At 69.5% G+C, this 25338-nt stretch carries 23 protein-coding genes; 11 read left to right on the top strand and 12 right to left on the bottom strand.

Annotation, left to right across the window (positions count from 1 at the left end; genetic code table 11):
• Positions 1–61: 61 nt before the first annotated feature.
• A complete protein-coding gene (locus AC3A5K_RS12825; protein WP_487617931.1) occupies positions 62–661 on the bottom strand; it encodes an FMN-binding negative transcriptional regulator in 600 nt (199 codons plus the stop codon).
• A complete protein-coding gene (locus AC3A5K_RS12820; RefSeq protein WP_487617930.1) occupies positions 658–1626 on the bottom strand; it encodes an alpha/beta hydrolase fold domain-containing protein in 969 nt (322 codons plus the stop codon). Before AC3A5K_RS12820 ends, AC3A5K_RS12825 begins: the two co-directional genes overlap by 4 nt.
• Before the next feature lie 147 nt (positions 1627–1773).
• Between AC3A5K_RS12820 and AC3A5K_RS12815 the strand changes: the two genes are divergently transcribed.
• A complete protein-coding gene (locus AC3A5K_RS12815; protein ID WP_487617929.1) occupies positions 1774–2532 on the top strand; it encodes an AraC family transcriptional regulator in 759 nt (252 codons plus the stop codon).
• A gap of 6 nt (positions 2533–2538) precedes the next feature.
• On the opposite strand, the gene zapE is transcribed toward AC3A5K_RS12815, so the two are convergent.
• From zapE to AC3A5K_RS12780, 7 genes are all read right to left on the bottom strand, one after another.
• The gene (gene zapE, locus AC3A5K_RS12810) at positions 2539–3717 is read right to left on the bottom strand and encodes a cell division protein ZapE (protein ID WP_487617928.1); all 1179 of its coding nucleotides are present in this window, start codon (positions 3715–3717) and stop codon (positions 2539–2541) included.
• 73 nt (positions 3718–3790) lie between these two features.
• The gene (locus AC3A5K_RS12805; protein WP_487617927.1) at positions 3791–4459 is read right to left on the bottom strand and encodes an alpha/beta hydrolase; all 669 of its coding nucleotides are present in this window, start codon (positions 4457–4459) and stop codon (positions 3791–3793) included.
• Between the two features lie 534 nt (positions 4460–4993).
• On the bottom strand, positions 4994–6706 hold the full coding sequence (locus AC3A5K_RS12800) for an ExeM/NucH family extracellular endonuclease (protein WP_487617926.1): 1713 nt from the start codon (positions 6704–6706) through the stop codon (positions 4994–4996).
• 87 nt (positions 6707–6793) lie between these two features.
• Positions 6794–7309, bottom strand: coding sequence for a c-type cytochrome (locus tag AC3A5K_RS12795; RefSeq protein WP_487617925.1), 516 nt, complete (start codon positions 7307–7309; stop codon positions 6794–6796).
• Between the two features lie 409 nt (positions 7310–7718).
• Positions 7719–9404, bottom strand: a complete 1686-nt coding sequence (locus AC3A5K_RS12790) for an electron transfer flavoprotein-ubiquinone oxidoreductase (RefSeq protein WP_487617924.1) — start codon at positions 9402–9404, stop codon at positions 7719–7721.
• A 124-nt stretch (positions 9405–9528) separates the two neighbouring features.
• Positions 9529–9852: a DUF1820 family protein gene (locus AC3A5K_RS12785; RefSeq protein ID WP_487617923.1), complete on the bottom strand. Its 324-nt coding sequence runs from the start codon at positions 9850–9852 to the stop codon at positions 9529–9531.
• A gap of 145 nt (positions 9853–9997) precedes the next feature.
• Positions 9998–10696 carry a rhomboid family intramembrane serine protease gene (locus AC3A5K_RS12780; RefSeq protein WP_487617922.1) on the bottom strand — a complete coding sequence of 233 codons (699 nt, stop codon included), beginning with the start codon at positions 10694–10696 and terminating at the stop codon, positions 9998–10000.
• 222 nt (positions 10697–10918) lie between these two features.
• On the opposite strand from AC3A5K_RS12780, the gene AC3A5K_RS12775 reads away from it, so the two are divergent.
• Positions 10919–12250, top strand: a complete 1332-nt coding sequence (locus AC3A5K_RS12775; RefSeq protein ID WP_487617921.1) for an OmpP1/FadL family transporter — start codon at positions 10919–10921, stop codon at positions 12248–12250.
• Positions 12251–12493: 243 nt separating this feature from the next.
• Here AC3A5K_RS12775 and AC3A5K_RS12770 read toward each other — a convergent pair whose 3' ends face one another.
• Both AC3A5K_RS12770 and putA read right to left on the bottom strand, forming a co-directional pair.
• Positions 12494–13408, bottom strand: a complete 915-nt coding sequence (locus tag AC3A5K_RS12770; RefSeq protein ID WP_487617920.1) for an AEC family transporter — start codon at positions 13406–13408, stop codon at positions 12494–12496.
• A 119-nt stretch (positions 13409–13527) separates the two neighbouring features.
• The gene (gene putA / locus AC3A5K_RS12765; protein ID WP_487617919.1) at positions 13528–16710 is read right to left on the bottom strand and encodes a bifunctional proline dehydrogenase/L-glutamate gamma-semialdehyde dehydrogenase PutA; all 3183 of its coding nucleotides are present in this window, start codon (positions 16708–16710) and stop codon (positions 13528–13530) included.
• 299 nt (positions 16711–17009) lie between these two features.
• On the opposite strand from putA, the gene coxB reads away from it, so the two are divergent.
• The 5 genes from coxB to AC3A5K_RS12740 are packed head-to-tail and all read left to right on the top strand — an operon-like array spanning position 17010 to position 21304.
• Positions 17010–17954, top strand: a complete 945-nt coding sequence (gene coxB / locus AC3A5K_RS12760) for a cytochrome c oxidase subunit II (RefSeq protein WP_487618208.1) — start codon at positions 17010–17012, stop codon at positions 17952–17954.
• A 21-nt stretch (positions 17955–17975) separates the two neighbouring features.
• Positions 17976–19595 (top strand): cytochrome c oxidase subunit I, encoded by a 1620-nt coding sequence (gene ctaD, locus AC3A5K_RS12755; RefSeq protein WP_487617918.1) that lies wholly within the window; start codon positions 17976–17978, stop codon positions 19593–19595.
• Positions 19596–19620: 25 nt separating this feature from the next.
• Positions 19621–19752 carry a hypothetical protein gene (locus AC3A5K_RS12750; RefSeq protein ID WP_487617917.1) on the top strand — a complete coding sequence of 44 codons (132 nt, stop codon included), beginning with the start codon at positions 19621–19623 and terminating at the stop codon, positions 19750–19752.
• Positions 19749–20372 (top strand): cytochrome c oxidase assembly protein, encoded by a 624-nt coding sequence (locus AC3A5K_RS12745; RefSeq protein ID WP_487617916.1) that lies wholly within the window; start codon positions 19749–19751, stop codon positions 20370–20372. Before AC3A5K_RS12750 ends, AC3A5K_RS12745 begins: the two co-directional genes overlap by 4 nt.
• A gap of 47 nt (positions 20373–20419) precedes the next feature.
• Positions 20420–21304: a cytochrome c oxidase subunit 3 gene (locus AC3A5K_RS12740; RefSeq protein WP_487617915.1), complete on the top strand. Its 885-nt coding sequence runs from the start codon at positions 20420–20422 to the stop codon at positions 21302–21304.
• A 127-nt stretch (positions 21305–21431) separates the two neighbouring features.
• Here the strand turns inward: AC3A5K_RS12740 and AC3A5K_RS12735 are convergent, their stop codons facing one another.
• Positions 21432–21650, bottom strand: coding sequence for a twin transmembrane helix small protein (locus AC3A5K_RS12735; protein WP_487618207.1), 219 nt, complete (start codon positions 21648–21650; stop codon positions 21432–21434).
• A 65-nt stretch (positions 21651–21715) separates the two neighbouring features.
• Here AC3A5K_RS12735 and AC3A5K_RS12730 point away from each other — a divergent pair, with 65 nt between their 5' ends.
• The 4 genes from AC3A5K_RS12730 to cyoE are packed head-to-tail and all read left to right on the top strand — an operon-like array spanning position 21716 to position 25164.
• Complete coding sequence (locus AC3A5K_RS12730; protein ID WP_487618206.1) at positions 21716–22450, top strand: SURF1 family protein; 735 nt, start codon at positions 21716–21718, stop codon at positions 22448–22450.
• A complete protein-coding gene (locus AC3A5K_RS12725) occupies positions 22447–23031 on the top strand; it encodes a hypothetical protein (protein WP_487617914.1) in 585 nt (194 codons plus the stop codon). The genes AC3A5K_RS12730 and AC3A5K_RS12725 overlap by 4 nt, the downstream gene beginning before the upstream one ends.
• Positions 23031–24230, top strand: a complete 1200-nt coding sequence (locus AC3A5K_RS12720) for a COX15/CtaA family protein (protein WP_487617913.1) — start codon at positions 23031–23033, stop codon at positions 24228–24230. Before AC3A5K_RS12725 ends, AC3A5K_RS12720 begins: the two co-directional genes overlap by 1 nt.
• A 1-nt stretch (position 24231) precedes the next feature.
• Complete coding sequence (gene cyoE / locus AC3A5K_RS12715; protein ID WP_487617912.1) at positions 24232–25164, top strand: heme o synthase; 933 nt, start codon at positions 24232–24234, stop codon at positions 25162–25164.
• Positions 25165–25338 lie beyond the last annotated feature (174 nt).

Below are 25338 nucleotides of genomic sequence, written 5' to 3'. Positions count from 1 at the left end.
GGTCCCCGCGTCCGCAGTCGGCCGCGGGGACCGCACGCGATGTGCGGCCGGTGACTGCAGGTCAGTCGCGCTGCGACTGCATCCAGCTGCGCAGGGGCGCATCGTCGAGCCCGCGCACGATCTCGTCGAAGGTCTGCGGCTGTTCGTCCTGGCCCAGCTTGAAGGTCGCCTGCACGCGCTCGACATGCGCGTGGAAGGCGACGATGTGCTGGCGCAGCTGCGCGTAGCGCGGGCCCATGCGTGCGGTCGTCCACGGATCCGGGTTGTCGGCCTCGAGCGTCGCGGCCAGTGCGTCGAGCGCGTGGTCGTTGTCGTCGGGCGCGAATTCGATGCGGACGTGGAACCGCGCGACCGCGTAGTTCCAGGTCGGGCCCCAGGTCGGGTTGCTGACCAGGCGCGGGGCGATGTAGCCGTCCGGGCCCTTGAACAGCAGCAGCGCACGCGGGTCCGCGCGCAGCGCGGCGACCTGCGGGTTGGCCAGTGCGAAGTGGCCGAGGAAGGAGACGAGACGGCCGCTGTCGTCGCGTTCGGGCAACAGCGGCAGCGGCGTCGCATCGAACGGACCGGTGTCCGCATGGCCGTGACCGATCACCCAGGCCAGCGGATAGGCGCGGACCAGGGCCAGCACGTCGGCCTCGCCGCGCGGCACGAATGCGCTCATGCCGGCACCGTCGCACGCAGCCAGCGTGCGGCGTCGTCGAACGCGCGATCGGCGAGCGGCGAGATCGACACCGCTTCGAGGAAGCTGTGGGTCGCGCCCGCATACGTCTGCACCTCGACCGCGACACCGGCGGCCTCGAGCGCGGCCGCCAGACGCCGGTTGCCGTCGGCGAGGATGTCGCATTCGGCGATCGCGAAGAACGCCGGCGGCAGTCCACGCAGATCCCCGCGCAGGGGCTCGGCCAGCGGATCGAGCCGGTCGGCCTCGTCCCGCAGGTAGTTGTCCCAGAAGCGGTGCATCTCGCCGATTTCCAGCATGTAGTGCGGGCCATCGTAGCGGTGCCACGAGGCGCTGGGCTCGCGGTCGAACGCGCCGTAGCTCAGCAGCAGACCCTGCACCGGTGGCATGTCGTGCTGCCGCAGCCACAGGCTGGTGGCCACCGAGAGATTGGCGCCGGCCGAATCACCGCCCAGCACCAGACGCGCGGCGTCGATGCCGTACGCGCCGCCCTGCTGGCGCAGCCAGTCGAGGACGCCGGCGATCTCGGTGATCGCCTGCGGAAACTTCGCCTCCGGTGACAGGCTGTAATCCACACCGACCACCGCGATACCGGCGCGCGCGGCGTATTCGCGCATCAGCCGGTCGTGGGTGTCCACGCTGAACATCGTCCAGCCGCCGCCGTGCAGATACACCAGCGCGGGCAGGCGCGCGGCGGGCGGGCCGGGGTGGTGGATGCGCAGGCCGACGCCGGCGACCGACGGTGGCAGCGAGGTCGTGCGCGCCATCGTCGGGCCGCCGCGTGTCCACGGCGCGCGGATGCGTTCGGCGACCACGCGCGCCTCGGCGAGCGACAGCCGGGAGAAGTCGCCCGCATTCGCGTAGCCGGCGTTGATGCGCCGATGGAAGTCGCGGATCTCGGGCGCCACGTCGTCGTGCGGCATCGGTGCGGGCGGAGTGGAGGGCATGGCGGTTCCGGTCGTCTGCGTGCCTGCACGATAGCCAGCGCGCCGCGTACCGGCTGGTCGCGGCAGGTCGGCGGGTCGCGCGGTCGGGCCATCGCGCGCGCTGCGCGGCAGTTGCGCGTTCGGCGGCAATGCAGTGTGATCGGACGGATGAAACGCAGCGCCGACTACCTGGACAGGCCGCATCCCGTGATCGGGCTGGCCGACGAATATCCGCCGGGTTTCGTCGATCCGATGCACTGCCACGAACGCGCGCAATTGCTCTACGCCTCGTCCGGCGTGATGTCGGTGGCGACACCGCAGACCAGCTACGTCGTGCCGCCGCAACGTGCGGTCTGGCTGCCGGCGCGGATGATGCACGAGGTCTCGTGCCGCGGCGCGGTCTCGGTGCGCACGCTCTACATCGACACGGTGCACGACACGAGCCCCGATCGCTGCCGCCTGCTGCAGGTCTCGGATTTCCTGCGCGCGCTGATCCTGGAGGTCGTCGGATTCGCCGCCGGCTATACGCCGACCAGCCGCGAGGGACGCATCACCTCGCTGCTGCTGGACGAGTGCGGCAGCATGCCCAGCGCGCCCTACCAGGCGACGATGCCCACCGACCCGCGCCTGCTGCGCGTCTGTCGTCATCTGCTGGTCGATCCTGCCGACAACCGCGACATCGATGCCTGGGCCGCGCAGGTGGGCATGAGCCGACGCAGCTTCACCCGCGCGTTCCGCGACGAGCTGGGCATGGGCTTCGCGCAGTGGCGGCAGCACATCCGCCTGCTGTCGGCGATCTCGCTGCTCGCCGAAGGCCGCTCGATCACCTCGGTCGCGCTGGACGTCGGCTACGAAAGCCCAAGCGCGTTCACCGCGATGTTCCACCGCGCCTTCGGCCAGCCGCCCAGCGCCTACATGGCGCGCTGAGTGGCCTCAGCCGCGGTGTTCGCGCTGCAGATACTCGGTGCTGCGCATTTCGATCAGCCGTGACGCGGTGCGCTCGAACGCACCGGTCAGGCGCTCGCCCGAATACAGCGACGGCGGCTCGGCGGCGGCGGTGCAGACCAGATTGACGTGGCGGTCGTAGAGCTCGTCGATCAGGGTGACGAAACGGCGCGCGGCGTCGTCGCGGGTGGCATCCATGTGCGGAATGCCGCCCAGCAGCACGGTGTGGAATTCGGTCGCGACGTGGATGTAGTCGCTGGCGCCGCGCGGGCCTTCGCACAGCGCGTCGAAATCGAACCAGGCCATGCCCGGCGTGCGCGCACGCACGCAGATGCGGCGGCCGTCGATCTCGACGCCGGCATTGCGATGCTCATCGTCGCCGCCGAGTTCGTGCCAGCGCGTGTCGAGCCAGCTGTCGGCGTCGGCATCGAGCGGCGTGCGGTAGACCGGTGACCGCGTGAGGGCACGCATACGGTAGTCGGTGTCGCTCTCCAGATACACCACATGGCAATGGCGCTGCAGCAGTGCGATCGCCGGCATGAACCGCGCGCGCTGCAGGCCGTCCTTGTAGAGATCCTTGGGATCGACGTTGGAGCTGGTCACCAGCACGATGCCGTCGGCGAACATGCGGTCGAGCAGGCGCGCGAGCAGCATCGCATCGCCGATGTCGCTGACGAAGAATTCGTCGAGCACCAGCACCCGCAGGCCGGCATCGCGCCAGCCGCGCACGATCGCCGCGAGCGGATCGCGTTCGCCGCTGTGCGCGCGCAGGGACTCGTGCACTTCGCGCATGAAGCGGTGGAAATGGGTGCGGCGCTTGCGACCGAGCTTCGGATCGATCGCGGGCGAACGTGCGGTCGCAGGCGCGGCCTCGCCGGAGGCGGCCTTCATCGACGCCAGCGGCAAGCCATCGTGGAACAGGTCGATCATGAAGGTCTTGCCGCGACCGACGCCGCCCCACAGGTATAGCCCGGCCGGCGCATCGTCGCCCTCACCGGCGCTGCCGAACAGGCGACCCAGCAGGCCACGCCGCGGCGCGGCCACGACGAGGGCATCGTGCAGGCGATCGAGTTCGACCAGGGCCGGGCGCTGGGCGGGATCGGCCTGCCAGTCGCCGCGCGCGACGCCGTCGTCGTAACGCTGCGAGGGGCGGGGAATGTCGCTCATCGCGGCGTGTGCCCTTGATCCGCCGCGCGCGCGCCGGCACCGGCAGCGGCCGGGATGCAGGACAGGGCGCGCATCAGGCGGCCGGATCCGGCAGGTGGGCGCGCACGCCGTGCTGGATCGCACCGCGCAGGTCGATCAGCTTGCGGTGGAAGAAGTGGCTGGTGCCCGGCATGCGCACCAGTTCGGCCTGCACGCCGCTGTCTTCGAGCCACCGGTAGACGGCCTCGGGATCGACGATCTCGTCGGCCTCGCCCTGGATCACCAGCCACGGGCAGGTCGGCAGCACGATCGATTCGAAATCCCAGCGCCCGGCCGGTGGCGCGATCGACACCAGCAGGTCGGGCTGCAGCGCGTCGCTCGCACGCAGCGACACATAGGCGCCGAAGCTGAAACCGACCAGCCACAGCGCGTGGCCGGGACGTTCGCGGCGGACCCACTCGACGACTGCAGTGAGATCGCCGGTCTCGCCGTCGCCGTGATCGAAGGTGCCGGCGGAGTCGCCGGTGCCGCGGAAATTGAAGCGCACCGTGGTCGCACCCAGCTCGCGCAGCGACCGCGCGGCCATGGTCACGACCTTGTTATGCAGCGTGCCGCCTTCGGTGGGCAGCGGATGGCAGACGACGGCGACCAGCGGACGCGCGTCGATATCGGCATCGGGCAGATCGACGACGGCCTCGAGGGCGCCGGCGGGACCCGCAAGCGTCAGCGGACCGGATTCGGTGGGGAACGTGGGGGATGTCATGCCCGCGATGATACCGGCCCGTCCACAACGGGGCCGTGGCGGGCGCGTGCGAGAGCGTGTGTTCCGTCAGGGCATCGGCGATCCGCCGTGTCCCGCGCGCGCATCACGTTTCACGCAATGCGTAGGAGCGCGCGTGCGCGCGATGGGCATGACCGGGAACGCGTCATCGCGCGCAAGCGCGCTCCCACAGGTGCAGACCGCGACTGCGGAGGCCCAGCCCGATCTGCAAAGGCGCATGGTCCCGACCGCGCGACGGGGCGGCGGCGTCCTGCGTGCGGAGGTCCGCGGGCTCGTCGGTATCGCAGAGGAATCTGGCTGCCGTCTGCAGGCTCGGGCGACACTCCCGCATGCAATGGCGAACCGCGGCATATCCCCCGTACACGCGCTCCGGCCGGGAGGCCCCGATACTCCGGGCCACCACCTCGGATCGGCCAACGCCTGGTCTGCACGGATACCTGCAGGAGCGCGCTTGCGCGAATGGGCGTTGCCAGGAATGCCTATTCGCGCGCAGCAAGCGCGCTTCCACAGGTGCGCTCAGCGGCCGCGCAGGCGCAGCCCGACCACCAGCGGATCGTGGTCCGAACTGCGCCAGGGGCCGGCGGCCTCGCGCTCGCGTGTGTCCACCGGCTCGTCGGCATTGCTGTGCCATTTGGCGGCGCCGGCGACGCGCGCGGCCAGCGCCGGGCTCAGCAGCAGGTGGTCGAGGCGGCCGGCCTGGCCGTCGAACACGAAGCTGTGCGGCGGGGGCTCGGCGCCGCCGGCAAAGGGATCGCGCCAGCCGGCATCGATGAAGAGACGCACCGGATCTTCCATCGCGTAGGCGTTGAAATCCCCGACCACGGCCACGCGCTCGGCGGCGGGCGTGGGCGACGTCGTCAGCCAGTCGCGCAGACGCTGCGCCGACTCGGTGCGCGTGGCGTTCCAGCAGGCCTGACCGTCACCGCGGTCGGCGTTTGCGCCGCTGGCCTCGCTGCAGCCCTTGGACTTGAAGTGCACTGCGACGACGCTGAAATCCGCGCCATCGACGCGGCCGTTGCGCAGCGGCACGAAGGCCTGCGCCAGCGGCACGCGGCTGAGCTCGGCGAACGGTCCGCCGTCCAGCGTCGCCGGCTGACCCTGCGGACGCACGCGCGTGCTGCGGTAGATCAGGCCGACGCGGATCGGATTGGTGCCGGGGCCTGCCCCGGCATCGACGAAGCGCCAGTCGCGCGCCGCGGTCTCTGCGTTCAGGGCATCGACCAGCTGGGCGATGCTGGAGTGGGCGTCGTAGCCGTCGTTCTCGAGTTCCATGAGGGCGGCGACGTCGACATCGAGCGCGCCGATGGTCGCGACCAGGCCCTCGACCTGCCGGATGAGTGCCTCGGGCGTGCGTGCGCCGCGCGGTGTCGGGAAGCCGCCGCCGCGGCCGTCACCGTTGAACAGGTTCTGCAGATTGAAGGCGGCGATGCGCACGTCGCCTTCGACCACCGGGACGGGCGGGCGCGGGGCAGGCTGCGCCTGCAGCGGGGCCGTGAGTTGCAGCCGCCACGCGCCGTGGCGATGGTCGACCACGCCCTCGACGCCGGTGAGCACGCTGCCGGTGCGCAGCGCCTGCGCGGTGTCGGGCAGATACCAGAGCCGGCCGTCGACCGGTGCCTCATCGCGGCCGTCATCCAGCAGCACGCGCAGCGATGCGTTGGCGGCCTGCACCATCACGGCATCGCGTCCGGGCGACGCGATCTCGGTCGGCGCGTACTGCCGGCCGTCGAAACTCGCGACCAGCGTGCCGCGTCGCGTGCGTTCGTGCTGGCCGGTCAGGGTCAGCGGCGCATCGATGCGCACCCATTGGCCGGCGAGCGTCGCCCAGTCGTGCGGCGCATGGGTCAGGCGCAGGGGCACCAGCTCGGGCGCCGGCGTCGGCAGCACATCGACGCGCGCCGGACGCAGCGTCGGCAGGCCGTCGACATCGAGTAACGCACCGGCCACTCGCACGTGCGCGCCGGCCACGGGGGCGGGGCCGCCGTCGGCCGCGTCCACGAATACCGCGACCGGTGCGGCGCGGTCGCGGCCATCGGTCTGCAGGAACCAGCCGCCCAGTCCATCGAAGGCGCCGGTGACCCGGCCTTCCAGCGTGACCGTACGTGCGGCAGGCGCAGGCCTGTCGACGATCGGCGAGACCGCCTGCACGGCGGCCGGTGCAGTGGCGGCGAGCAGGGCGCAGGCGAGCAGGCCCGTCAGCAGGCGGGCAGGGCGGGCGGATCGGGTCATCGGGCGGAACTCCATCGGCCTCGACGGCCTGACGTGACGACGCCGCCCGGAGGCGGCGTCTGGAACGGGCATGTGACCCGAAAAATGTTACTTGAGGTTGTCGACCATCCAGTCGACCGCGACGTGCATCTGCTCGTCGGTCAACGCCGGATTGCCGCCTCGCGCCGGCATCACGCCGGCCGCGCCGGTGAAGCCTTCGATCGAATGGCGATACAGGGTTTCGGTGCCCTGGGCGATGCGCGCATCCCAGTGCTGGTGGTCGAGTGTCGGTGCGCCGCCGGCGCCGGAGGTATGGCAGCCCGCACACAGGTTCTGGTAGATCACCGAGCCGTCGAGCGTGCCGCCGTAGGCCGACTGCGAAGCAGCGGCGGCTGCAGCGGCTGCGGTCGCGGCGGCCTGCGCCGCGGCGCCCGTGGTCCCGGCATAGACCGCGCCGGTCGGCGCGATACGCGCTTCGGTGCGCTTGGCCACGCTGGGCGGCGTTTCCGTGGGCACTGACTGGTGCAGAAACCATGCACCGACCATCAGCCCCAGGGTGACGATGGTCAGAAACAGCAGGACCAGCGAGAAACGCTTGAGGAATTCGAGATCGTAATTACGCACGAAACACCCTTGGCGGCATGGCGCTTCGGCCACAGCTGCGGCCGAGTATACGGGCAGGGTTTCCAAATTGTCTGCGGCCGGCCCCGGCCCTGCGCGGAGCCGGGCGTCCGCGGCGCATGCGGCCCCTGAGCGGTGTCGCGATCAGCCGCATGCAGCGGGGCGATGGCGGCACGCGTGCCGGCCGTATCGGCAGGGCAACCTGCGTGCCGCTTCGAGCGGATGGCAATCATGCTGCGCGGCGTGCCGCCCGGCGCCGGCAATCCGGCTGCGTTGCCATCGCCCTGCGCGGTGATCGAGTGGTGGCTGCACGGATCTCGCACGGCCGCGGCGTGCGGCGCATGCAGGTCAGAACACGCCGGTTTCGATGCAGTGCCTGCGTCGCCGCATCGCGACGCAGGCGCGCCTTGCATCACATGCCGGCGTAGTTCGGACCGCCGCCGCCCTGCGGCGCGACCCAGACGATGTTCTGCGTCGGATCCTTGATGTCGCAGGTCTTGCAGTGCACGCAGTTCTGCGCGTTGATCCGCAGGAACGGGCCGTCCGGTCCGTCGAGGAATTCGTAGACCGCGGCCGGGCAGTAGCGCGCCTCGGGGCCGGCGTAGGTCGCCAGGTTCACGTCCACCGGCACCGACGCATCCTTGAGCGTCAGGTGCGGCGGCTGGTCCTCGGCATGGTTGGTGCTGCTCAGATACACCGAGCTCAGGCGGTCGAAGGTCAGCGCGCCATCGGGCTTGGGGTAGACGATCTTCTCGTGCTGCGCGGCGGGTTCCAGGCAGGCGTGGTCGGGCCGGTCGCGATGGATCGTCCACGGCGGCGTGCGGATGCCGAGCTTCGGCAGCAGCCACTGTTCGATGCCGGTCATCAGCGTCGCGGTGGTGCGACCCTTCTTGAACCACTGCTTGAAGTTCTTCGACTGCTGCAGTTCGTCATGCAGCCAGCTCGACTCGAACGCGGCGGGATACGCCGTCAACTCGTCGCCGGCACGGTCCTCGCCCAGCGCGGCGAATGCGGCGTCGGCAGCCAGCATGCCGGTCTTGATCGCGGCGTGGCTGCCCTTGATGCGACTGGCGTTGAGCGTGCCGGCCTCGCAGCCGACCAGCGCGCCGCCCGGGAACACCAGCTTCGGGATCGACAGCACACCGCCGGCGGTGATCGAACGCGCGCCGTAACCGATGCGCTTGCCGCCTTCCAGATACTTGCGGATCGCCGGGTGCGTCTTGAAACGCTGGAACTCCTCGAACGGGCTCAGCCACGGATTGCGGTAGTCGAGACCGACCACCAGACCGATCGCGACCTTGCCGTCTTCGGCGTGATAGACGAACGAGCCGCCGTAGGTGTCGCCGTCCAGCGGCCAGCCGGCGGTGTGCACGACCAGACCCGGCTCGTGTTTCGCCGGATCGACCTGCCACAGTTCCTTGATGCCGAGGCCGTAGCTCTGCGGATCGCGGCCCTCGTCCAGATGGAACTTGGCGATGAGTTCGCGGCCCAGTTGTCCGCGCGAGCCTTCGGCGAAGATCGTGTACTTCGCATGCAGTTCCATGCCGAGCTGGAACTCGCCGGTGGGCTGACCGTCCTTGCCGATGCCGAGATTGCCGGTCGCCACGCCGCGCACGACGCCGGCGTCGGTGTACAGCACTTCGGCCGCGGCGAAACCGGGAAAGATCTCCACGCCCAGCGCTTCGGCCTGGGTCGACAGCCAGCGCGTCAGCGCGCCGAGGCTGACGATGTAGTTGCCGTGGTTCTTGAAGCAGTCGGGCAACAGGAAATCGGGCGTCGACTTCTGGCCGGTCTCGTCCAGAAACAGGAATTCGTCGCGGGTGACCGCCTGCTTCAGCGGCGCGCCCTTGTCCTTCCAGTCCGGGATCAGTTCGGTCAGCGCGCGCGGATCGACGATCGCGCCCGACAGGATGTGCGCGCCGGGCTCCGAACCTTTCTCCAGCACGCAGACCGAGACCTCACGTCCGCCTTCGGCCGCCAGCTGCTTGAGCCGGATCGCCGTCGCCAGACCACCGGGACCTGCCCCGACGACGACGACGTCGTACTCCATCGATTCGCGTGGGCCGTGGGTGTCGAGCAGTTCCTGGGGAGTGGTCATCGTTGCCTTGGGCGTTGGCCTGGGTCGCGGAAGAAGCGGGCCGCACAGCATGGCGGCGGCGTCGCGACGGCCGCGTGTCGGAACCGCGGCCGGGGCGCGAGTGTAGCGTGCGTGCCGTGCGCGCTCAGCGCGGACGGTGCGGCAGGGGGAAGGGCGTGACCACCTGTTCGCCCGATTCCGCATCGCGGATCGCAGACGGCCCCTTGGTCTCCACGTCTTCGATGCGCAGCACGCTCTGCATCGGCAGATGCAGCGTGCGCGTACCGGCAAACTCGTCGCGCAGGCGTTCTTCGGTCGGATCGACGACCAGCCCGTCGTGCACGTCGAACACCAGTCCCGACACCTCGACGAAGCCCCACAACCGCCCACTCTCCACGCGCTGCGCGTACAGTACGTAGACCTTGCCGTGGCTGAGGAACGTCACTCGGTGGAGCGTCTTGGTGATCATGCGAGCAAGTGTAGAAGCCGTGATTGGTGATTGGTGATTCGTGATTGGAAAAGTCGGCTCTGCGCGCGGGACCGATGCGCCGGTGTCTGCTGTTTCGAATCACCAATCACCAATCACGAATCACGAACCCCCGATCCCGGCTCCATCAATACCCCTTCAACCGCCGCAGCCGCTGCCCGATCGCATGCCGCGACAGCAGTGCGAAGACGATGCCGAACAGGAAGCCGGCTACGTGCGCGGCCCAGGCCACGGCGCCGTAGGCCGGCCCGATGTAGGCGAAGAACACCTGCAGCAGCGCCCAGATGCCGATCAGCAGCGACGCCGGGGCGCGGACGAATTCGAGGAACAGGCCCAGCGGCACCACCACGCCGAGCCGGGCGCGCGGGAACAGCGCGAGGTAGGCGCCGATCAGTGCCGACACCGCGCCGCTCGCGCCGATGATCAGCCGGTCGGGCGTGCCGATCATTAGCACCGCCGCGAGGTTCGCCAGTGCGCCGCCGACGACGAACAGCAGCAGCAGGCGCCAGGCGCCCATCAGGCGTTCGGCCGGCAGACCGAAGATCAGCAGGAACACCAGGTTGCCGAGCAGGTGCGCCCAGTCGGCATGCAGGAACAGCGCGGTGACCAGGCGCAGCCAGGGACCGGGGTCGAGCCAGTTCACCAGCACCCCGTCGGCGCCGACCGGTTCGCCGTACAGCGCGCCCCAGTCCAGCAGCAGCGTGTAGTGGTCGCTGGCCGAACGGGTGGCCGCCCACAGAAAGGCCAGCCACAGCAGCGCGCACAGCATCGGCACGGCCCAGCGGAAGGGGGCCTTGGCGCGTCGGTGGGGAATTGAAATGAACATCGGTGCGCGCATTGTCCGGCCGCGTGGCAGACGCCGACAAGCGCCGCCCGCGGGCGCCCGGAAATGCCGCATTGCAGCAAGGGTCCGGACGGGGACGTACGGTATGATCCGCCCCGCTACGCGCGTTCGGGAGGGGAATTCCGACAGGCGACGGCGACGAAAGGGGCTTCGTCTCGTCCGGCGGAGCACCCCTACCTGCACCATTCGGAGAGAACGCGACACATGGCTACCACCCCCCGCTTCATCCAGTGCACCGCACTGGCCCTCGGCATCGCCGGCGCGCTGGCGTTCGCAGGTCAGGCCCAGGCGGCCGGCTTCCAGCTCAAGGAAAACAGCGTCAAGTCGCAGGGCACGTCCTTCGCCGGCACCGCCGCGAAGACCGGCGACAGCTCGGTCGTGACCAACAACCCGGCCGTGATGACCCAGTTCGAAGGCACCACGGTGCAGGCCGACCTGACCGTCATCGATCTCAACTATGAATTCCAGGGCACGGCGACCGACGCATTCGGCCGTCCGATGACGGGCGGCAACGGCGGCAACGCCGGTGGCGTGACCCCGGTCCCGGCGTTCTCGGTCGTGCACAAGCTCGACAACGGCGTCGCGCTCGGCGCGATGGTCAGCGCCCCGTTCGGCCTGAGCACCGACTACGACGCCGGCTGGGTCGGCCGTTACACGGCGCTGGAATCGGACGTGCGCATCATCGATCTGGCCCTGTCGGGCGCCATCGATCTGAGCGACCGCTTCTCGGTCGGCATCGGTGTCATCGCCTCGCGCGCTGACGTCACGCTGTCGCGCGCCGTCGATTTCGGCACGCTGCTGGCGCAGGCCGGTGTCCCGGGTGCCCAGCCGCAGGGCGCGGACGGTATCGCCGACGTGCAGGGCGACGACAACGGCTTCGGCTACCTGCTGGGCGCGCATTTCCGTCCGACCGATCGCGTGTCGATTGGCGTCAGCTACCGCTCCGAGATCGATTACGAGCTGACCGGCACCGCCGACTGGACCGTGCCCACGGGCGCGGCCGCCGTGTTCAACCAGGCGCGTCCGGGCTGGTTCCAGGACGGTGACGTGTTCGCCAACCTGACCACCCCGTCGATCCTCAACGTCGGCGCCGCCTGGCAGGTCACCGACGCGCTGCAGCTGTCGGCCACCTACGCCGAGACCAACTGGTCGTCGCTGCGCGAAGTGCGCATCCAGTTCGACAACCCGGATCCGGATTCGGTCGAGCCCTTCGAGTGGCAGGACAGCTATTTCGCCGCTGTCGGCGCCGAGTACACGCTCAACGAAAGCTGGAAGCTGCGCGGCGGCGTCGCGTACGACGAAAGCCCGACCAGCATCGAGCACCGCACCCCGCGTCTGCCCGACGCGAACCGCCTGTTCTATTCGGTCGGTGCGACCTGGGCGATGAGCGACGCGTTCGACCTCAACTTCGCCTACACCCGCATCGAGCCGCGTGATCCCAAGGTCAACACCCCCACGGGTGGCCTGGGCCGCGTCGTCGGCGATTACGACGGCAATGCCAACCTGTTCGGCGTGTCGGCGCAGTACCGCTTCTAAGCGGCCTGCGCAGATTCACGGGTCCTGATTCCGGGACATCGTGGAACGAAAAGGCCCCGCTCCGGCGGGGCTTTTTTGTGGGCACGGTTCGTGGCCTGCTCCCGTAGGAGCGCGCTAGCGCGCGATCGCGCTTCAGCCGCCACGGGGCATCGCGCGCAAGCGCGCGCCCACATCCGGATCTCGCGCTGCATGTGCGGCACGCTTTCCGTTGGCGGCAACGCCCTCTGCGCGCGTCGCGTTTGCCTACGCGAACCTGTCCAGCAGCCACGCCCACGCCGGCAGCGTCACCAGCGACAGCAGGATCCCGTAACCCACGAGGGCCGCCGCCAGCCGCGGCGCGAGGCCGGCGGCAATCGCCAGCGCGGCGGCGGTGATCATCGTCGGCATCGCCGACTCCAGCACGTTGGCCTGCAGCATCGTGCCGCTCATGCCGAAGGCCCACGACAGCGGCAGTGCGAGCGCCGGCATCACCAGCAGTTTCAGCACCAGGCCCGCCGCCAGCGGACGGACCTCGTCGCGCGGCATACGCAGCTGGATCGACAGGCCGACCGCCAACATCACCAGCGGCAACATCGCCGCGGCCAGGTTTTCCAGTGCGGCGGCGATCCAGGCCGGCGGCGCCGCCGGCATCAGCGTCAGTCCGACCGCCAGCGCCCACAGCGGCGGGAAGCGCAGCATGCGGCGCACGATGTCGCGCCAGCCCGGCGGCGTGTCGCCGCCGTAGCGCGCGAGGATCGTCAGGCCGAACGTCGACAGCAGCACGAAAGTACCGAACTGGTCGTAGACCACGGCATAGGCCACCGCGTCCTCGCCCAGCAGCGCGGCGACCATCGGATAGCCGATGAAGCTGCTGTTGCACAGGCCCACGCACAGCAGCAGCACGGCGGTCTCGTCGCGTCGCAGGCGCAGCCAGCGTGAGAGCGGCAACACCAGCGCGACCGTCGCGACCGCGAGCAGCCAGGGCGTCATGGCGACACCGACCAGCGACGCGTCGAAGGTCAGCTTCGGCACATGCACCAGCACCGCGGCCGGCAGGCAGACGTAGAGCACGACGAGGTTGAGCACCTCGGCGGCGTTGGCCGGCATCACGCGCAGACGGGCGAACAGCATGCCCAGCGCGAGCATCGCCAGGATCAGGGCAAAGGCGTCGAAGGCCATCGGGGCCGGAACTAGCGGGGGAAGCGGAAGAGCCTAGCGGAGGCGTGCGGTGATCGCGGCCCCACGGCAAGACCGGTGCGTCGGATGCGGCCGGCGGGTGCCGGCCGCATCGCGCGGGCTCATTCGCCGAGCGTCAGCAACGAGGCGTTGCCGCCGGCGGCCGTGGTGTTGATGGTCACGGTCTTCTCGGTGGTGAAGCGCGGCAGGTAGTGGGAACCGCCGGCCTTGGGGCCGGTGCCCGACAGGCGCTGGCCACCGAAGGGCTGCACGCCGACGACGGCGCCGATCTGGTTGCGGTTGACGTAGACGTTGCCGACGCGGGCGCGCGCGGTGATCGTCTCGACGGTCTCGTCGATGCGCGAGTGGATGCCCAGCGTCAGGCCGTAGCCGGTGCTGTTGATCGCCTCGATCACGGTGTCCAGCTGATCTGCCTTCCAGCGGATCACGTGCAGCGCCGGGCCGAAGTTCTCGCGCTGCAGCTGCGACAGCGAGTGCAGTTCCCATGCACGCGGCGCGAAGAAGGTGCCGTGCGCGGCGGCCTCGCCGATCGGCGTGGTCGCGATCAGGCGTGCTTCCTTGGCCATGCGTTCGGCGTGCGCGTCGAGCATGCGCAGCGCATCGGCGTCGATCACCGGGCCGACGTCGGTCGACAGCAGCGCCGGATCGCCGACGGTGAGTTCCTGCATCGCACCGGCCAGCATCTCCAGCACCTTGTCAGCGATGTCGTCCTGCACGAACAGCACGCGCGCGGCCGAGCAGCGCTGGCCGGCCGAGGTGAACGCCGAGCCCAGCGCATCCTTGACCAGCTGTTCGGGCAGCGCCGAGGAATCGGCGATCAGCGCGTTCTGGCCGCCGGTCTCGGCGATCAGGGTGCCGATCGCACCGTCGCGCGCGGCGAGTGCGCGGTTGATCGCCAGCGCGGTCGCGTTGGAACCGGTGAACACCACGCCGGCCACGCGCGCGTCCGAGGTGAGCGCCGCGCCCACGCTCGCACCGTCGCCCGGCACGTACTGCAGCACCGCCGCCGGCACGCCGGCTTCATGCAGCAGCGTGACCGCGGCATGGCCGACCAGCGTGGTCTGCTCGGCGGCCTTGGCGATCACCGTATTGCCCGCGGCGAGCGCGGCGGCGATCTGGCCGGCGAAGATCGCCAGCGGGAAGTTCCACGGGCTGATGCACACGAACACGCCGCGGCCCGAAAGCTGCAGGCTGTTGGATTCGCCGGTCGGACCGGGCAGCGCCTCGACGATGAACAGGCGGCGCGCCTCACCAGCGTAGTAGCGCAGGAAGTCCACGGCCTCGCGCACTTCGGCGACGCCATCGGGAATCGTCTTGCCGGCTTCGCGGGTGCACATCGCGATGTATTCGGCGGTGCGCGATTCCAGCAGGTCGGCGGCGTGCTCGAGGATCGCCGCGCGCGAGGCGGCCGGCATCGCGTTCCAGTCGGCGTGGGCATCGGTGGCGTTGCGCAGCGCCTGTTCGACGGTCGCGGTGTCGGCGGCCTGCCACTGGCCCACGCGCACGCGGCGGTCGGCAGGGCTGGTGACTTCGATCGTGTCGCCGGCGCTGGTCGCGCCCGGCACCAGCGGACCGGCGGTCCACGGGCCGGCATGGGCCTGGATCTGCTCGGCGAGTGCGGCGAGCTGCGCGTCGTTGGCGAGATTGACGCCCATGGAGTTGCTCCTGTCGTGCGACTGGCTGCGGAAGAGATCGACCGGCAGCGGAATGCGGGGGTGGGGAATGGATTCGAAACCGGCGACGACCTCGACCGGATCGCGGATCAGGTCGTCGATCGCGACGTCCTCGTCGCTGATCCGGTTGACGAAGCTGGAATTGGCGCCGTTCTCGAGCAGGCGGCGCACCAGGTACGGCAGCAGGTCCTCGTGCGAGCCGACCGGCGCGTAGACGCGGCAGGCGACATCGAGGCGATCGGCGGGAATGACCTCGGCGTAGAGGTCGTCGCCCATGCCGTGCAGCTTCTGGAACTCGTAGGGCTTGCGTGCGCCCGCACCGGCCGGCAGCACGGTCATCGCCAGACGGTGGACCGCGGCGATGGTGTGCGCGTTGTGGGTGGCGAACATCGGATAGATCGCGTCGGTCGCCGACAGCAGCCGGCGCGCATTGGCGAGATAGCTGACGTCGGTATTGGGCTTGCGCGTGAACACCGGATATCCCGGATGGCCTTCGACCTGGGCGCGCTTGACCTCGCTGTCCCAGTACGCGCCCTTGACCAGGCGCACCGGAATGCGGCGGCCGTGCGCGCGCGACAGCGCGGCGATCCAGTCGATCACGAACGGCGCACGCTTCTGGTAGGCCTGCACCACGATGCCGAAGCCATGCCAGCCGGCCAGCGAGGCATCGGTCCACGCGGCTTCGATGACGTCGAGCGACAGCTCGAGACGATCGGCTTCCTCGGCGTCGATGGTCAGGCCGATGCGGTGGCCCTTCGCGCGCTGGGCGAGATCGAGCACCCGCGGCGCCAGTTCGGCCAGCACGCGCTCGCGCTTGGCGTGTTCATAGCGCGGATGCAGCGCGGAGAGCTTGACCGAGATCGACGGCGCGGTGATCTCGTCCTCGAACGGGCCTGTACGGCCGATCGCGTCGATCGCGTCGCGGTAGGCCTTCAGATAGCGGTCGGCGTCGGCCTGGGTCAGCGCGGCTTCGCCCAGCATGTCGAACGAATAGCGATAGGCCGCGTTGGCGCCCTTGCGCGAGCGCGTCAGCGCCTCGCCGATCGTGCGGCCCATGACGAACTGGTGGCCCATGATCCGCATCGCCTGGCGCACCGCGAGGCGGATCACCGGCTCGCCGACACGCCCGATCAGGCGCTGGAAGGCGTTGTGCACGTTGCGCTTGGTGTCGTCGGCCAGGTCGACCAGGTGGCCGGTCAGCATCAGGCCCCAGGTCGAGGCGTTGACCAGCACCGAATCCGACTGGCCCATGTGCTTGCGCCAGTTGGCCTCGCCCAGCTTGTCGCGGATCAGCGCATCGGCCGTGTCCTGGTCCGGAATACGCAGCAACGCTTCGGCCACGCACATCAGCAGCACGCCTTCCTCGCTGCCGAGGTCGTACTGCTGCATGAAGGCCTCGATCGCGCCCTGGTTCTGCGCGCGCAGGCGCACCCGGCGCACGAGATCGGCGGCGGTCGCCTGGATCGCGGCACGGTCGGCATCGGGCTGGCGTGCCTGTTCGAGGAGTTCGCGCACATGAACGCCCTCGTCGCGGGTCCAGGCGGCGGTGATCGCCGCGCGCTGCGGCTCGAGGGAGGCCGCCGGAACGGCGGGCAACGGACTGGCGTTCAAGGCGTGCGACCAACAGGGATAGAAGCGGAATTCTAGCCTGCCGACCGGGTCCGGGACTGTGCCCCGCATGCTCTCTCGGACAGGCTGGGTGGGTGCGCGGCCGGCGGCGGCAGGGCATGTCGCAGCGCAGCACCGATCTGTCAAGAGGTCCCGGAACGACTCGGCTTGCCCCTGTCGAGCACCGACAGCTACCATTCATTGGTTATTCGCAGTACGCCGCCGCTCCTGCGCATGCAATTCCCGGTCGTTCGACCGGGCGCGGATCGGACGTGTTCCCGCCAGACAACGCCAGCGCAGGCATGGGGTCCGATGTGAAGCAAGCCGGTCGTTTCAAGCAGTGGGTGGGAGGCGTCGCCGCACTGGCGCTGTCGGCGAACGTCGCGGCGCAGTCCGCCGATCCGAAGCCCTGGCAACTCAACATGGGCAAGGGCGTGACCACGTCCGCCCAGCACGCCTACGACGCGCACATGCTGGCGCTGTGGATCTGCGTGGCGATCGGCGCGCTGGTGTTCGGCGCGATGGCGGTGGCGATGTTCCGCTTCCGCAAGTCGCGCGGCGTGACCCCGGCTACGTTCACCCACAACACCACCGCCGAGATCATCTGGACGGTCGTCCCGATCATCCTGCTGGTGATCATGGCCGTGCCGGCGACGCGCAAGCTGATCGCCATGTACGACACCCGCGACGCGGCGATGACGGTCAAGGTCACCGGCGTGCAGTGGATGTGGCACTACGAGTACATGGGCGAGGACGTCACCCTGACCAGCCGTCTCGACCGCGAGAGCGACCGCCTGCGCCAGAGCCGCGACACCACGCGCGCCGAGCTCGATGCCCACGGCCACTACCTGCTCGACGTCGACAACCAGCTGGTGCTGCCCACCGATACCAAGATCCGCTTCGTGGTCACGGCCGACGACGTGATCCACTCCTGGTGGGTGCCGGCGTTCGGCTGGAAGCAGGACGCGATTCCCGGCCTGGTCAACGAGGCCTGGACCGAGATCCTCGAGCCCGGCGTCTACCGTGGCCAGTGCGCGGAACTGTGCGGCAAGGACCACGGCTTCATGCCGATCGTCGTGCGCGCGGTGCCGCCGGCGGAATTCGCGCAATGGCTGGCCGCCGAGAAGGCGAAGAACGCACCGGTCGAACCGGCGCCCGCTGCACCTGCGCCGACCGCCGCACCGCCGGCGGCCGATGACGCTACCGTGCAGTCTCCTTCCGCTCCCGCCGCGCCCGCGGCCGGCTGATCGCTTTGAGGTCCACCGCCCATGTCGACGACTCCCGTTACAGCCGACACGCACCACGACGATCACGCCCATACGCAGGGCTTCGTGCAGCGTTGGTTCTTCTCCACGAACCACAAGGACATCGGCACGCTGTACCTGCTGTTCTCGTTCGTGATGTTCATCATCGGCGCCGCGATGAGCGTCGTGATCCGCACCGAACTGGCCGCGCCGGGCCTGCAGCACGTCAGCCCGAGCTTCTTCAACCAGATGACCACCATGCATGCGCTGGTGATGATCTTCGGTGGCGTGATGCCGGCCTTCGTGGGCCTGGCCAACTGGATGGTGCCGCTGCAGATCGGCGCGCCGGACATGGCCCTGCCGCGCATGAACAACTGGTCGTTCTGGATCCTGCCGTTCGCGTTCACCCTGCTGCTGGCGACGCTGTTCCTGCCAGGCGGCGGCCCGGCCGGCGGCTGGACGCTGTATCCGCCGCTGTCGCTGCAGGGCGGCAGCAACGTGTCGCTGACGATCTTCGCCATCCACATGATGGGCATCAGCTCGATCATGGGCGCGATCAACGTCATCGCCACCATCCTCAACATGCGCGCCCCGGGCGTGGACCTGCTGAAGATGCCGATCTTCTGCTGGACGTGGCTGATCACGGCGTTCCTGCTGATCGCGGTGATGCCGGTGCTGGCCGGCGCGGTCACGATGCTGCTGACCGACAAGTTCTTCATGACCTCGTTCTTCAACGCGGCCGGCGGCGGCGACCCGGTGATGTACCAGCACATCTTCTGGTTCTTCGGGCATCCCGAGGTCTACATCATGATCCTGCCGGCGTTCGGCATCGTCTCGGAGATCATCCCCACCTTCAGCCGCAAGCCGCTGTTCGGCTACCAGGCGATGGTCTACGCGACGGCGGCGATCGCGTTCCTGAGCTTCATCGTCTGGGCCCACCACATGTTCACCGTGGGCATGCCGCTGGGCGGCGAGATCTACTTCATGTTCGCGACGATGCTGATCTCCATTCCCACGGGCGTGAAGATCTTCAACTGGGTGTCGACGATGTGGCGCGGTTCGATGACGTTCGAGGCGCCGATGCTGTGGGCGGTCGCGTTCGTGATCCTGTTCACCATCGGCGGCTTCTCGGGCCTGATGCTCGCGATCGTGCCGGCCGACTTCCAGTACCACGACACCTACTTCGTGGTCGCGCACTTCCACTACGTGCTGGTCACCGGCGCACTGTTCTCGATCATCGCGGCGGTCTACTACTGGTGGCCGAAGTGGACCGGGCGCATGTACAGCGAGTTCTGGGCGAAGGTGCATTTCTGGTGGACGATCGTCTTCGTCAACCTGCTGTTCTTCCCGCAGCACTTCCTCGGCCTGGCCGGCATGCCGCGGCGCATTCCCGACTACAACGTGGTGTTCGCCGACTGGAACCTGATCAGCTCGGTCGGCGCGTTCGGCATGTTCGTCACGCCCTTCATGATGTTCGCGATCCTGCTGCACTCGAAGCTGCGCGGCGCACCCGCCGCGGCGCGGTCGTGGGAAGGTGCACGCGGTCTGGAGTGGACGGTGCCGTCGCCGGCGCCGCACCACACCTTCGCCAAGCCGCCGGTGCTCAAGTCCGGCGACCTCGCGCACGACGACATCAGCCACTGAGTCCGCGGATACGATGCAGGCCACGATGCCCATGCCCGATGCCAATGACGATCTCGTCGCCCGCCGCCGGCGCGCACGACGCACGGCGATCGCCGTGGCGGTGATCGCGGCGACGATCTACGTGGGCTTCATCCTGCGCGGCGTGCTGCTGGCATGAACGACGAAACCCGCCACGAGCCCGCAGCCACCGACGCGCCCCGGCGCGCCGGGACGGCCGGCATCGGCAAGCTGGTCGGGATCTCGATCGTGGCGTTCGCCTTCACCTTCTCGCTGGTGCCGCTGTACCGCATCGCCTGCGAGAAGGTGTTCGGCATCCGCCTCGAGAACAGCGCGGTGACCGCGCCGGCCACCAGCGCCACACCGGCCGAGCGCTGGGTCACGGTGGAATTCGACGCGACCGTGAATTCGCGTCTGCCGTGGTCGTTCCGTCCGAACGAGACCCGCATGCGCGTGCAGGTGGGCGAGCAGTACGAGACCACGTACTACGCGCACAACGACAGCACCGCGCCGGTCGTCGGCAGCGCCACGCCATCGGTGGCGCCGGCGCGCGCGTCGGGCTTCTTCCAGAAGACCGAATGTTTCTGCTTCACCGCGCAGACGCTCGAAGCCGGCGAGACCCGCGACATGCCGGTGCGTTTCATCATCGATCCGTCGTTGCCGCCCGACGTCAACACGGTCACGCTGTCCTATACCTTCTTCAAGAATGATGTGCTGACTTCGCGACTGGCCGCACATGCAGCGGCGCCCGGACGTCCGGGCCCGGCCGCGGCCCCCTGAGTCATCGCGTCTTCCCCGTTACCGCGCCCCGCCACACGGACATCGCCATGGCCCACGCCAAGCCCGACCCGCAGGACCCCAACGTCTACTTCGTCCCGCACGACAGCAAGTGGCCGCTGTTCGCCTCGGTCGCGCTGTTCCTCACGATGCTGGGACTGGCGAGCTGGTTCAACGAACACAGCTGGGGCCGGCCGATGTTCTTCGTCGGCGCGGCGCTGCTGTCGCTGATCCTGTTCAAGTGGTTCGCCGACGTGATCCTCGAATCGGTGTCGGGCTATTACAACAAGCAGGTCGACCTGTCGTTCCGCATGGGGATGGTGTGGTTCATCTTCTCGGAGATCATGTTCTTCGCCGCGTTCTTCGGCGCGCTGTTCTACGCGCGCACGCTGTCGCTGCCGTGGCTGGGCGGCGAGGGCAGTGGCGCGATGACCAACGCGGTGCTGTGGGACGGCTACAGCGCGGCGTGGCCCTCGTCGGGCCCCGGCGAAGTCGGTGGCGTGTTCCAGACGATCCCCGCCTGGGGCCTGCCGCTGCTCAATACGCTGATCCTGCTGGCCTCGGGCGTGACCATCACCATCGCCCACCATGCGCTGCGCGCCGCGCGCCGCACCCAGCTGCTGGTGTTCCTCGGCGCGACGATCCTGCTCGGCTGCGTGTTCCTGTTCTTCCAGATCGAGGAATACGTCCACGCCTACCGCGATCTCAACCTGACGATGGGCTCGGGCATCTACGGCTCGACGTTCTTCATGCTGACCGGCTTCCACGGCGCGCACGTCACGCTGGGAACGATCATGCTGATCGTGATCTGGCTGCGCTGCTTCCGCGGCCACTTCACCAAGGAGAACCACTTCGCGTTCGAAGCGGTGGCCTGGTACTGGCACTTCGTCGACGTGGTGTGGCTGATTCTCTTTCTGTTCGTCTACGTCGTCTGACGACGACGTAGACGAACGTGATTGGTGATTGGTGATTCGTGATTGGTGATTCGAAAGAGCCAACGCTCGCGCGACCCGCCTTTCCCAATCACGAATCACCAATCACAGCCACACGGGGTTTACGGCGTCAGCCGTAAACCCCGTGTGGCTTGATCCACCCCATCCAGATCGCCAGCAGCACCAGCGCGATCAGCGCGACCGACAGGCCGATGCGGCGGGTCAGCGCGTTCACCGTCCGGTCGCTGCGTCCCTTGTCGGTCAGCATGTAATACAGACCGGCCCCGAGGTTCCAGAGGATCAGGATGACGAAGCCGATGATCAGCAGCGTCTTGAGCGAATCGTTCATCACCATGGCGGGCTCCGTGGCGCGCGGGACGTGAGCGGAGTATCGCAGTGGAACGGGGGCCGGGTGTGAGCCTGCGCACGACCCGGATCGTCGGCTGGATCGTGGCCCTGGTCGTGATCGCGACCTGCAGCGCGCTGGGACAGTGGCAGCTGACGCGCATGCACGACAAGCGCGCGACGCTGGACGCGGTGGACCGCGTACTGGCGGAGCGCACGCCGGGCCCGCTGGCACGCGCCGCGCAGCCCGAGCGGGCGCGCGACTACGACTGGGCCGCAGGCACGGGTCGTTTCGTCGATGCGCCGGCCTTCGTGCTCGACAACCAGATCCATGCCGGGCAGCCCGGCCTGCGCGTCTATCGCCTGTTCCAGCCCACGGACGGCGCACCGCTGCTGGTGGACCTGGGCTGGACCCCGATCGCCGACCGCGTCACCCGCCTGCCCGCGGCCGAGGTGGTGCGCGGTGAGGGCCTGCTGGATCGCGACATCGCCGTCCGCGGCCTGCTCGCACCACCGCCGTCGGCGGGGCTCGCGATGGGGCCGGCACTCGGCGCCGGCGACGCTTGGCTGATGACCCGTTTCGACGCCGATGCGATCGCCGCCGCGGCCGGCCTGCAGGCGCCGCCACGCCGCGTGCTGCGGCTCGACCCCGCATTGCCGCTCGGCTATGCCCGCGATCTCGACGTCCTGCCCAACACCCTGTCGCCCGACAAGCATCTCGGCTACGCCGTGCAGTGGTTCGGGCTGGCGCTGGCCGCGCTGGTCATCGCGCTCGTCCTCACCTTCCGGAGCGTCCGCCGATGACCGCCGAACTGCCGCGCACCCAGCGCAACCGTAACCGCGCGCTGCTGGTGCTGATCGTGGTGCTGTTCCTCGGCAGCGCGCTGGTGGCCGGTGCGTTGCGGTTCTCCGGCTGGCGTCCGTCCGGCATGCAGAACCGGGGCGAGCTGCTCGATCCGCCGGCCGACCTGCGCGCGCTGTCGCCGCGTCTGGTCGACGGCATGGCCTACGACTGGCGTCCGGCCGAGCGCCGCTGGCGCATCCTGGTGGCGCCGCCGGCAGGCTGCGCCGATCCGTGTACGGCGCTCGCGCAGGAGCTGGACCTCGTCTGGCAGCTGTTCGGGCGCAATGCCGATCATGTTGACATCCTCTGGCTCGGCGAGGTGCCTGCCGGTGCGGTGCGTAACACCGCGTGGCGCGTGCTCGAACCTGACCCCGCGCTGCGTGCGGCGCTGCCGCGCGTCGACGGCGGCGCCGGTGAAGCGGACAATGGCGTCCCCGCCTACGTCGTGGACCCGAACGGGTTCGTGATCCTGCGCTACGCCCCCGGCTTCGACCCCGGCCACCTGCGCAGCGACATGGCCCGGCTGCTCAAGCTCAAGTGATGACCCAGACTCCATCCGCGCACGGCAATGCGTTCCGCCCGTCGGTGCACCGCCACTTCCACCGCATCGCCTGGTTCGCCGCCGCGTTGACCCTGTGCGTGATCGTGTTCGGCGCCTTCGTGCGCCTGTCCGATGCCGGCCTGAGCTGTCCGGACTGGCCCACCTGTTACGGGCGTGCGGCGTGGCCGCAGGCCACCGAGGACATGACCGACCACGCGGCCAGTGCGATCCGGCCGTTCGAGGCCGACCGCGCCTGGCGCGAGCAGGTGCACCGCCATCTCGCCGCGACGCTCGGCGTGTTCGTGCTGGGCCTGGCGCTGCTGGCCGCGCGCAGGCGGCGCTACGGCCTGGCGCAGGTGATCGGCGCCTCGCTGCTGGTGGGCCTGGCGATCCCGCTCTACATGGGCGGCCACGTGATGGCGGCGCTGGCCATTGCCGCGCTCGGCGAGGCGATCCTGCTGCTCGCGGCGCTGCGCTGGTCGAACGTCGATCTGGCGCGCGTGGCGGCGCTGACGCTGGCGGTGGTGATCTTCCAGGCGCTGCTGGGCAAGTGGACGGTGACCATGCTGCTCAAGCCGGTCATCGTCATGGGCCATCTGCTCGGCGGCATGCTGACGTTCTCGCTGCTGCTGTGGATGGCCTGGCGCGCGACGGTGCAGCCCATCGTGCTGGTGGACGCGGCGGTGCTGCGCCGCTGGACGATCGCGGCGATCGCGCTGGTCGGCGTGCAGATCGCGCTCGGCGGCTGGGTCAGCGCGAACTACGCCGCGCTGGCCTGCGGCGCCGGTGGCTGGACGACCGAGGCGCATCACTACATCGATTTCCCGCAGTGCATGGGCCAGTGGATGCCCGAGGCCGACTTCCGCGAAGGCTTCGTGCTGTGGCGCGGCGTCGGTGTCGATTACGAGGGCGGCGTGCTGGACGGCGCGGCGCGCATCGCGATCCAGCTCGCGCACCGGGCGATGGCGGTCGTCGTCTTCGCCGGCCTGATCGCGTTCGCGTGGCGCCTGCTGCGCACGCCCGGCCTGCGCGGCTGGGCGGTCACGCTGGCGCTGCTGACCTGCGCGCAGGTCGCGCTGGGCATCCTCAACGTCAAGCTGGCGCTGCCGCTGTGGGTGGCGGTGCTGCACAACGGCGGCGCGGCGCTGCTGCTGTTCGTGCTGGTGTCGCTGCTGGCGCGGCTCAAGCGGCCCGACTGACATGGCGCATATCGCGAGCCAGTACTGGGAGCTGACCAAGCCGCGCGTCGTCGCGCTGATCGTGTTCACCGCCCTGGTGGGCATGTTCCTCGCCGTGCCCGGCCTGCCGCCGTGGCGGGAGAGCGTGTTCGGCCTGCTCGGCATCTGGCTGGCGGCGGCCTCGGCCGCGGCGATCAACCATCTGATCGACCAGCGCATCGACAAGGTCATGGCGCGCACCGCGAACCGGCCGCTGGCCACCGGCACGCTGCGCCCGGTGCAGGTGCTGGTGTTCGCGCTGTCGCTGGGCGCGGTGTCGATGGCGATCCTGGTGCTGCTGGTCAACCTGCTGACGGCCGCGCTGACGTTCGCGTCGCTGATCGGCTACGCGGTGATCTACACCGGCTTCCTCAAGCGCGCGACGCCGCAGAACATCGTCATCGGCGGCATCGCCGGCGCGGCGCCGCCGCTGCTGGGCTGGGCCGCGGTCACCAACATGCAGGGCCAGTGGGACTGGGCGCACGCGCTGCTGCTGGTGCTGATCATCTTCGTGTGGACGCCGCCGCACTTCTGGGCGCTGGCGATCTTCCGCCGCGAGGATTACGCCCGCGCGCTGGTGCCGATGCTGCCGGTCACCCACGGCGTGGCCTATACCCGCTGGCAGATCCTGATCTACACCGTGCTGCTCGTGCTGGTCACGTTGCTGCCGACCGCGATCGGCATGAGCGGCCTGTTCTATCTCGGCGGCGCGGTGGTGCTGGGCCTGGTGTTCCTCTGGTACGCCTGGCGCCTGCTCGATCCGCCGGACGAATTCTTCGCGATGCGGATGTTCAATTACTCGGTCGTCTACCTGATGGCCCTGTTCGCCTTCCTGCTGGTCGACCACTGGCTGCTGCCGTGGTTGCCGGGCGCAGGCGCGGCCGCCGGCGGACTGGACTGGCAGCGCGTGGGCTGAGGCTGCGGGCACGGCGCGCGAGCAGCCAGGCGCTCGCCTGACATCAGGGCTTCCCGAGCGGATCGAGGTCACCGCGCAGGCGCGAGCGCGCCGGTCGGTGCGCAGCGTCGATTCCTTTGGATCAGACGCGGCAGGCCGGCGAAGCGGTGGTTCCGCGCCGGCCTGCTGCGGACA

The organism is Luteimonas sp. Soil_C_5 (assembly GCF_057656615.1).
This window is presented reverse-complemented; position numbering and strand designations above follow the sequence as displayed.

Bases quoted from the DNA above. Each gene is read 5' to 3' on its own strand.
- AC3A5K_RS12825 (WP_487617931.1), bottom strand. From the start codon at position 661: ATGAGCGCATTCGTGCCGCGCGGCGAGGCCGACGTGCTGGCCCTGGTC.
- AC3A5K_RS12820 (WP_487617930.1), bottom strand. From the start codon at position 1,626: ATGCCCTCCACTCCGCCCGCACCGATGCCGCACGACGACGTGGCGCCC.
- AC3A5K_RS12815 (WP_487617929.1), top strand. From the start codon at position 1,774: ATGAAACGCAGCGCCGACTACCTGGACAGGCCGCATCCCGTGATCGGG.
- zapE (WP_487617928.1), bottom strand. From the start codon at position 3,717: ATGAGCGACATTCCCCGCCCCTCGCAGCGTTACGACGACGGCGTCGCG.
- AC3A5K_RS12805 (WP_487617927.1), bottom strand. From the start codon at position 4,459: ATGACATCCCCCACGTTCCCCACCGAATCCGGTCCGCTGACGCTTGCG.
- AC3A5K_RS12800 (WP_487617926.1), bottom strand. From the start codon at position 6,706: ATGACCCGATCCGCCCGCCCTGCCCGCCTGCTGACGGGCCTGCTCGCC.
- AC3A5K_RS12790 (WP_487617924.1), bottom strand. From the start codon at position 9,404: ATGACCACTCCCCAGGAACTGCTCGACACCCACGGCCCACGCGAATCG.
- AC3A5K_RS12785 (WP_487617923.1), bottom strand. From the start codon at position 9,852: ATGATCACCAAGACGCTCCACCGAGTGACGTTCCTCAGCCACGGCAAG.
- AC3A5K_RS12780 (WP_487617922.1), bottom strand. From the start codon at position 10,696: ATGTTCATTTCAATTCCCCACCGACGCGCCAAGGCCCCCTTCCGCTGG.
- AC3A5K_RS12775 (WP_487617921.1), top strand. From the start codon at position 10,919: ATGGCTACCACCCCCCGCTTCATCCAGTGCACCGCACTGGCCCTCGGC.
- AC3A5K_RS12770 (WP_487617920.1), bottom strand. From the start codon at position 13,408: ATGGCCTTCGACGCCTTTGCCCTGATCCTGGCGATGCTCGCGCTGGGC.
- coxB (WP_487618208.1), top strand. From the start codon at position 17,010: ATGGGGTCCGATGTGAAGCAAGCCGGTCGTTTCAAGCAGTGGGTGGGA.
- ctaD (WP_487617918.1), top strand. From the start codon at position 17,976: ATGTCGACGACTCCCGTTACAGCCGACACGCACCACGACGATCACGCC.
- AC3A5K_RS12750 (WP_487617917.1), top strand. From the start codon at position 19,621: ATGCCCATGCCCGATGCCAATGACGATCTCGTCGCCCGCCGCCGGCGC.
- AC3A5K_RS12745 (WP_487617916.1), top strand. From the start codon at position 19,749: ATGAACGACGAAACCCGCCACGAGCCCGCAGCCACCGACGCGCCCCGG.
- AC3A5K_RS12740 (WP_487617915.1), top strand. From the start codon at position 20,420: ATGGCCCACGCCAAGCCCGACCCGCAGGACCCCAACGTCTACTTCGTC.
- AC3A5K_RS12735 (WP_487618207.1), bottom strand. From the start codon at position 21,650: ATGAACGATTCGCTCAAGACGCTGCTGATCATCGGCTTCGTCATCCTG.
- AC3A5K_RS12725 (WP_487617914.1), top strand. From the start codon at position 22,447: ATGACCGCCGAACTGCCGCGCACCCAGCGCAACCGTAACCGCGCGCTG.
- AC3A5K_RS12720 (WP_487617913.1), top strand. From the start codon at position 23,031: ATGACCCAGACTCCATCCGCGCACGGCAATGCGTTCCGCCCGTCGGTG.
- cyoE (WP_487617912.1), top strand. From the start codon at position 24,232: ATGGCGCATATCGCGAGCCAGTACTGGGAGCTGACCAAGCCGCGCGTC.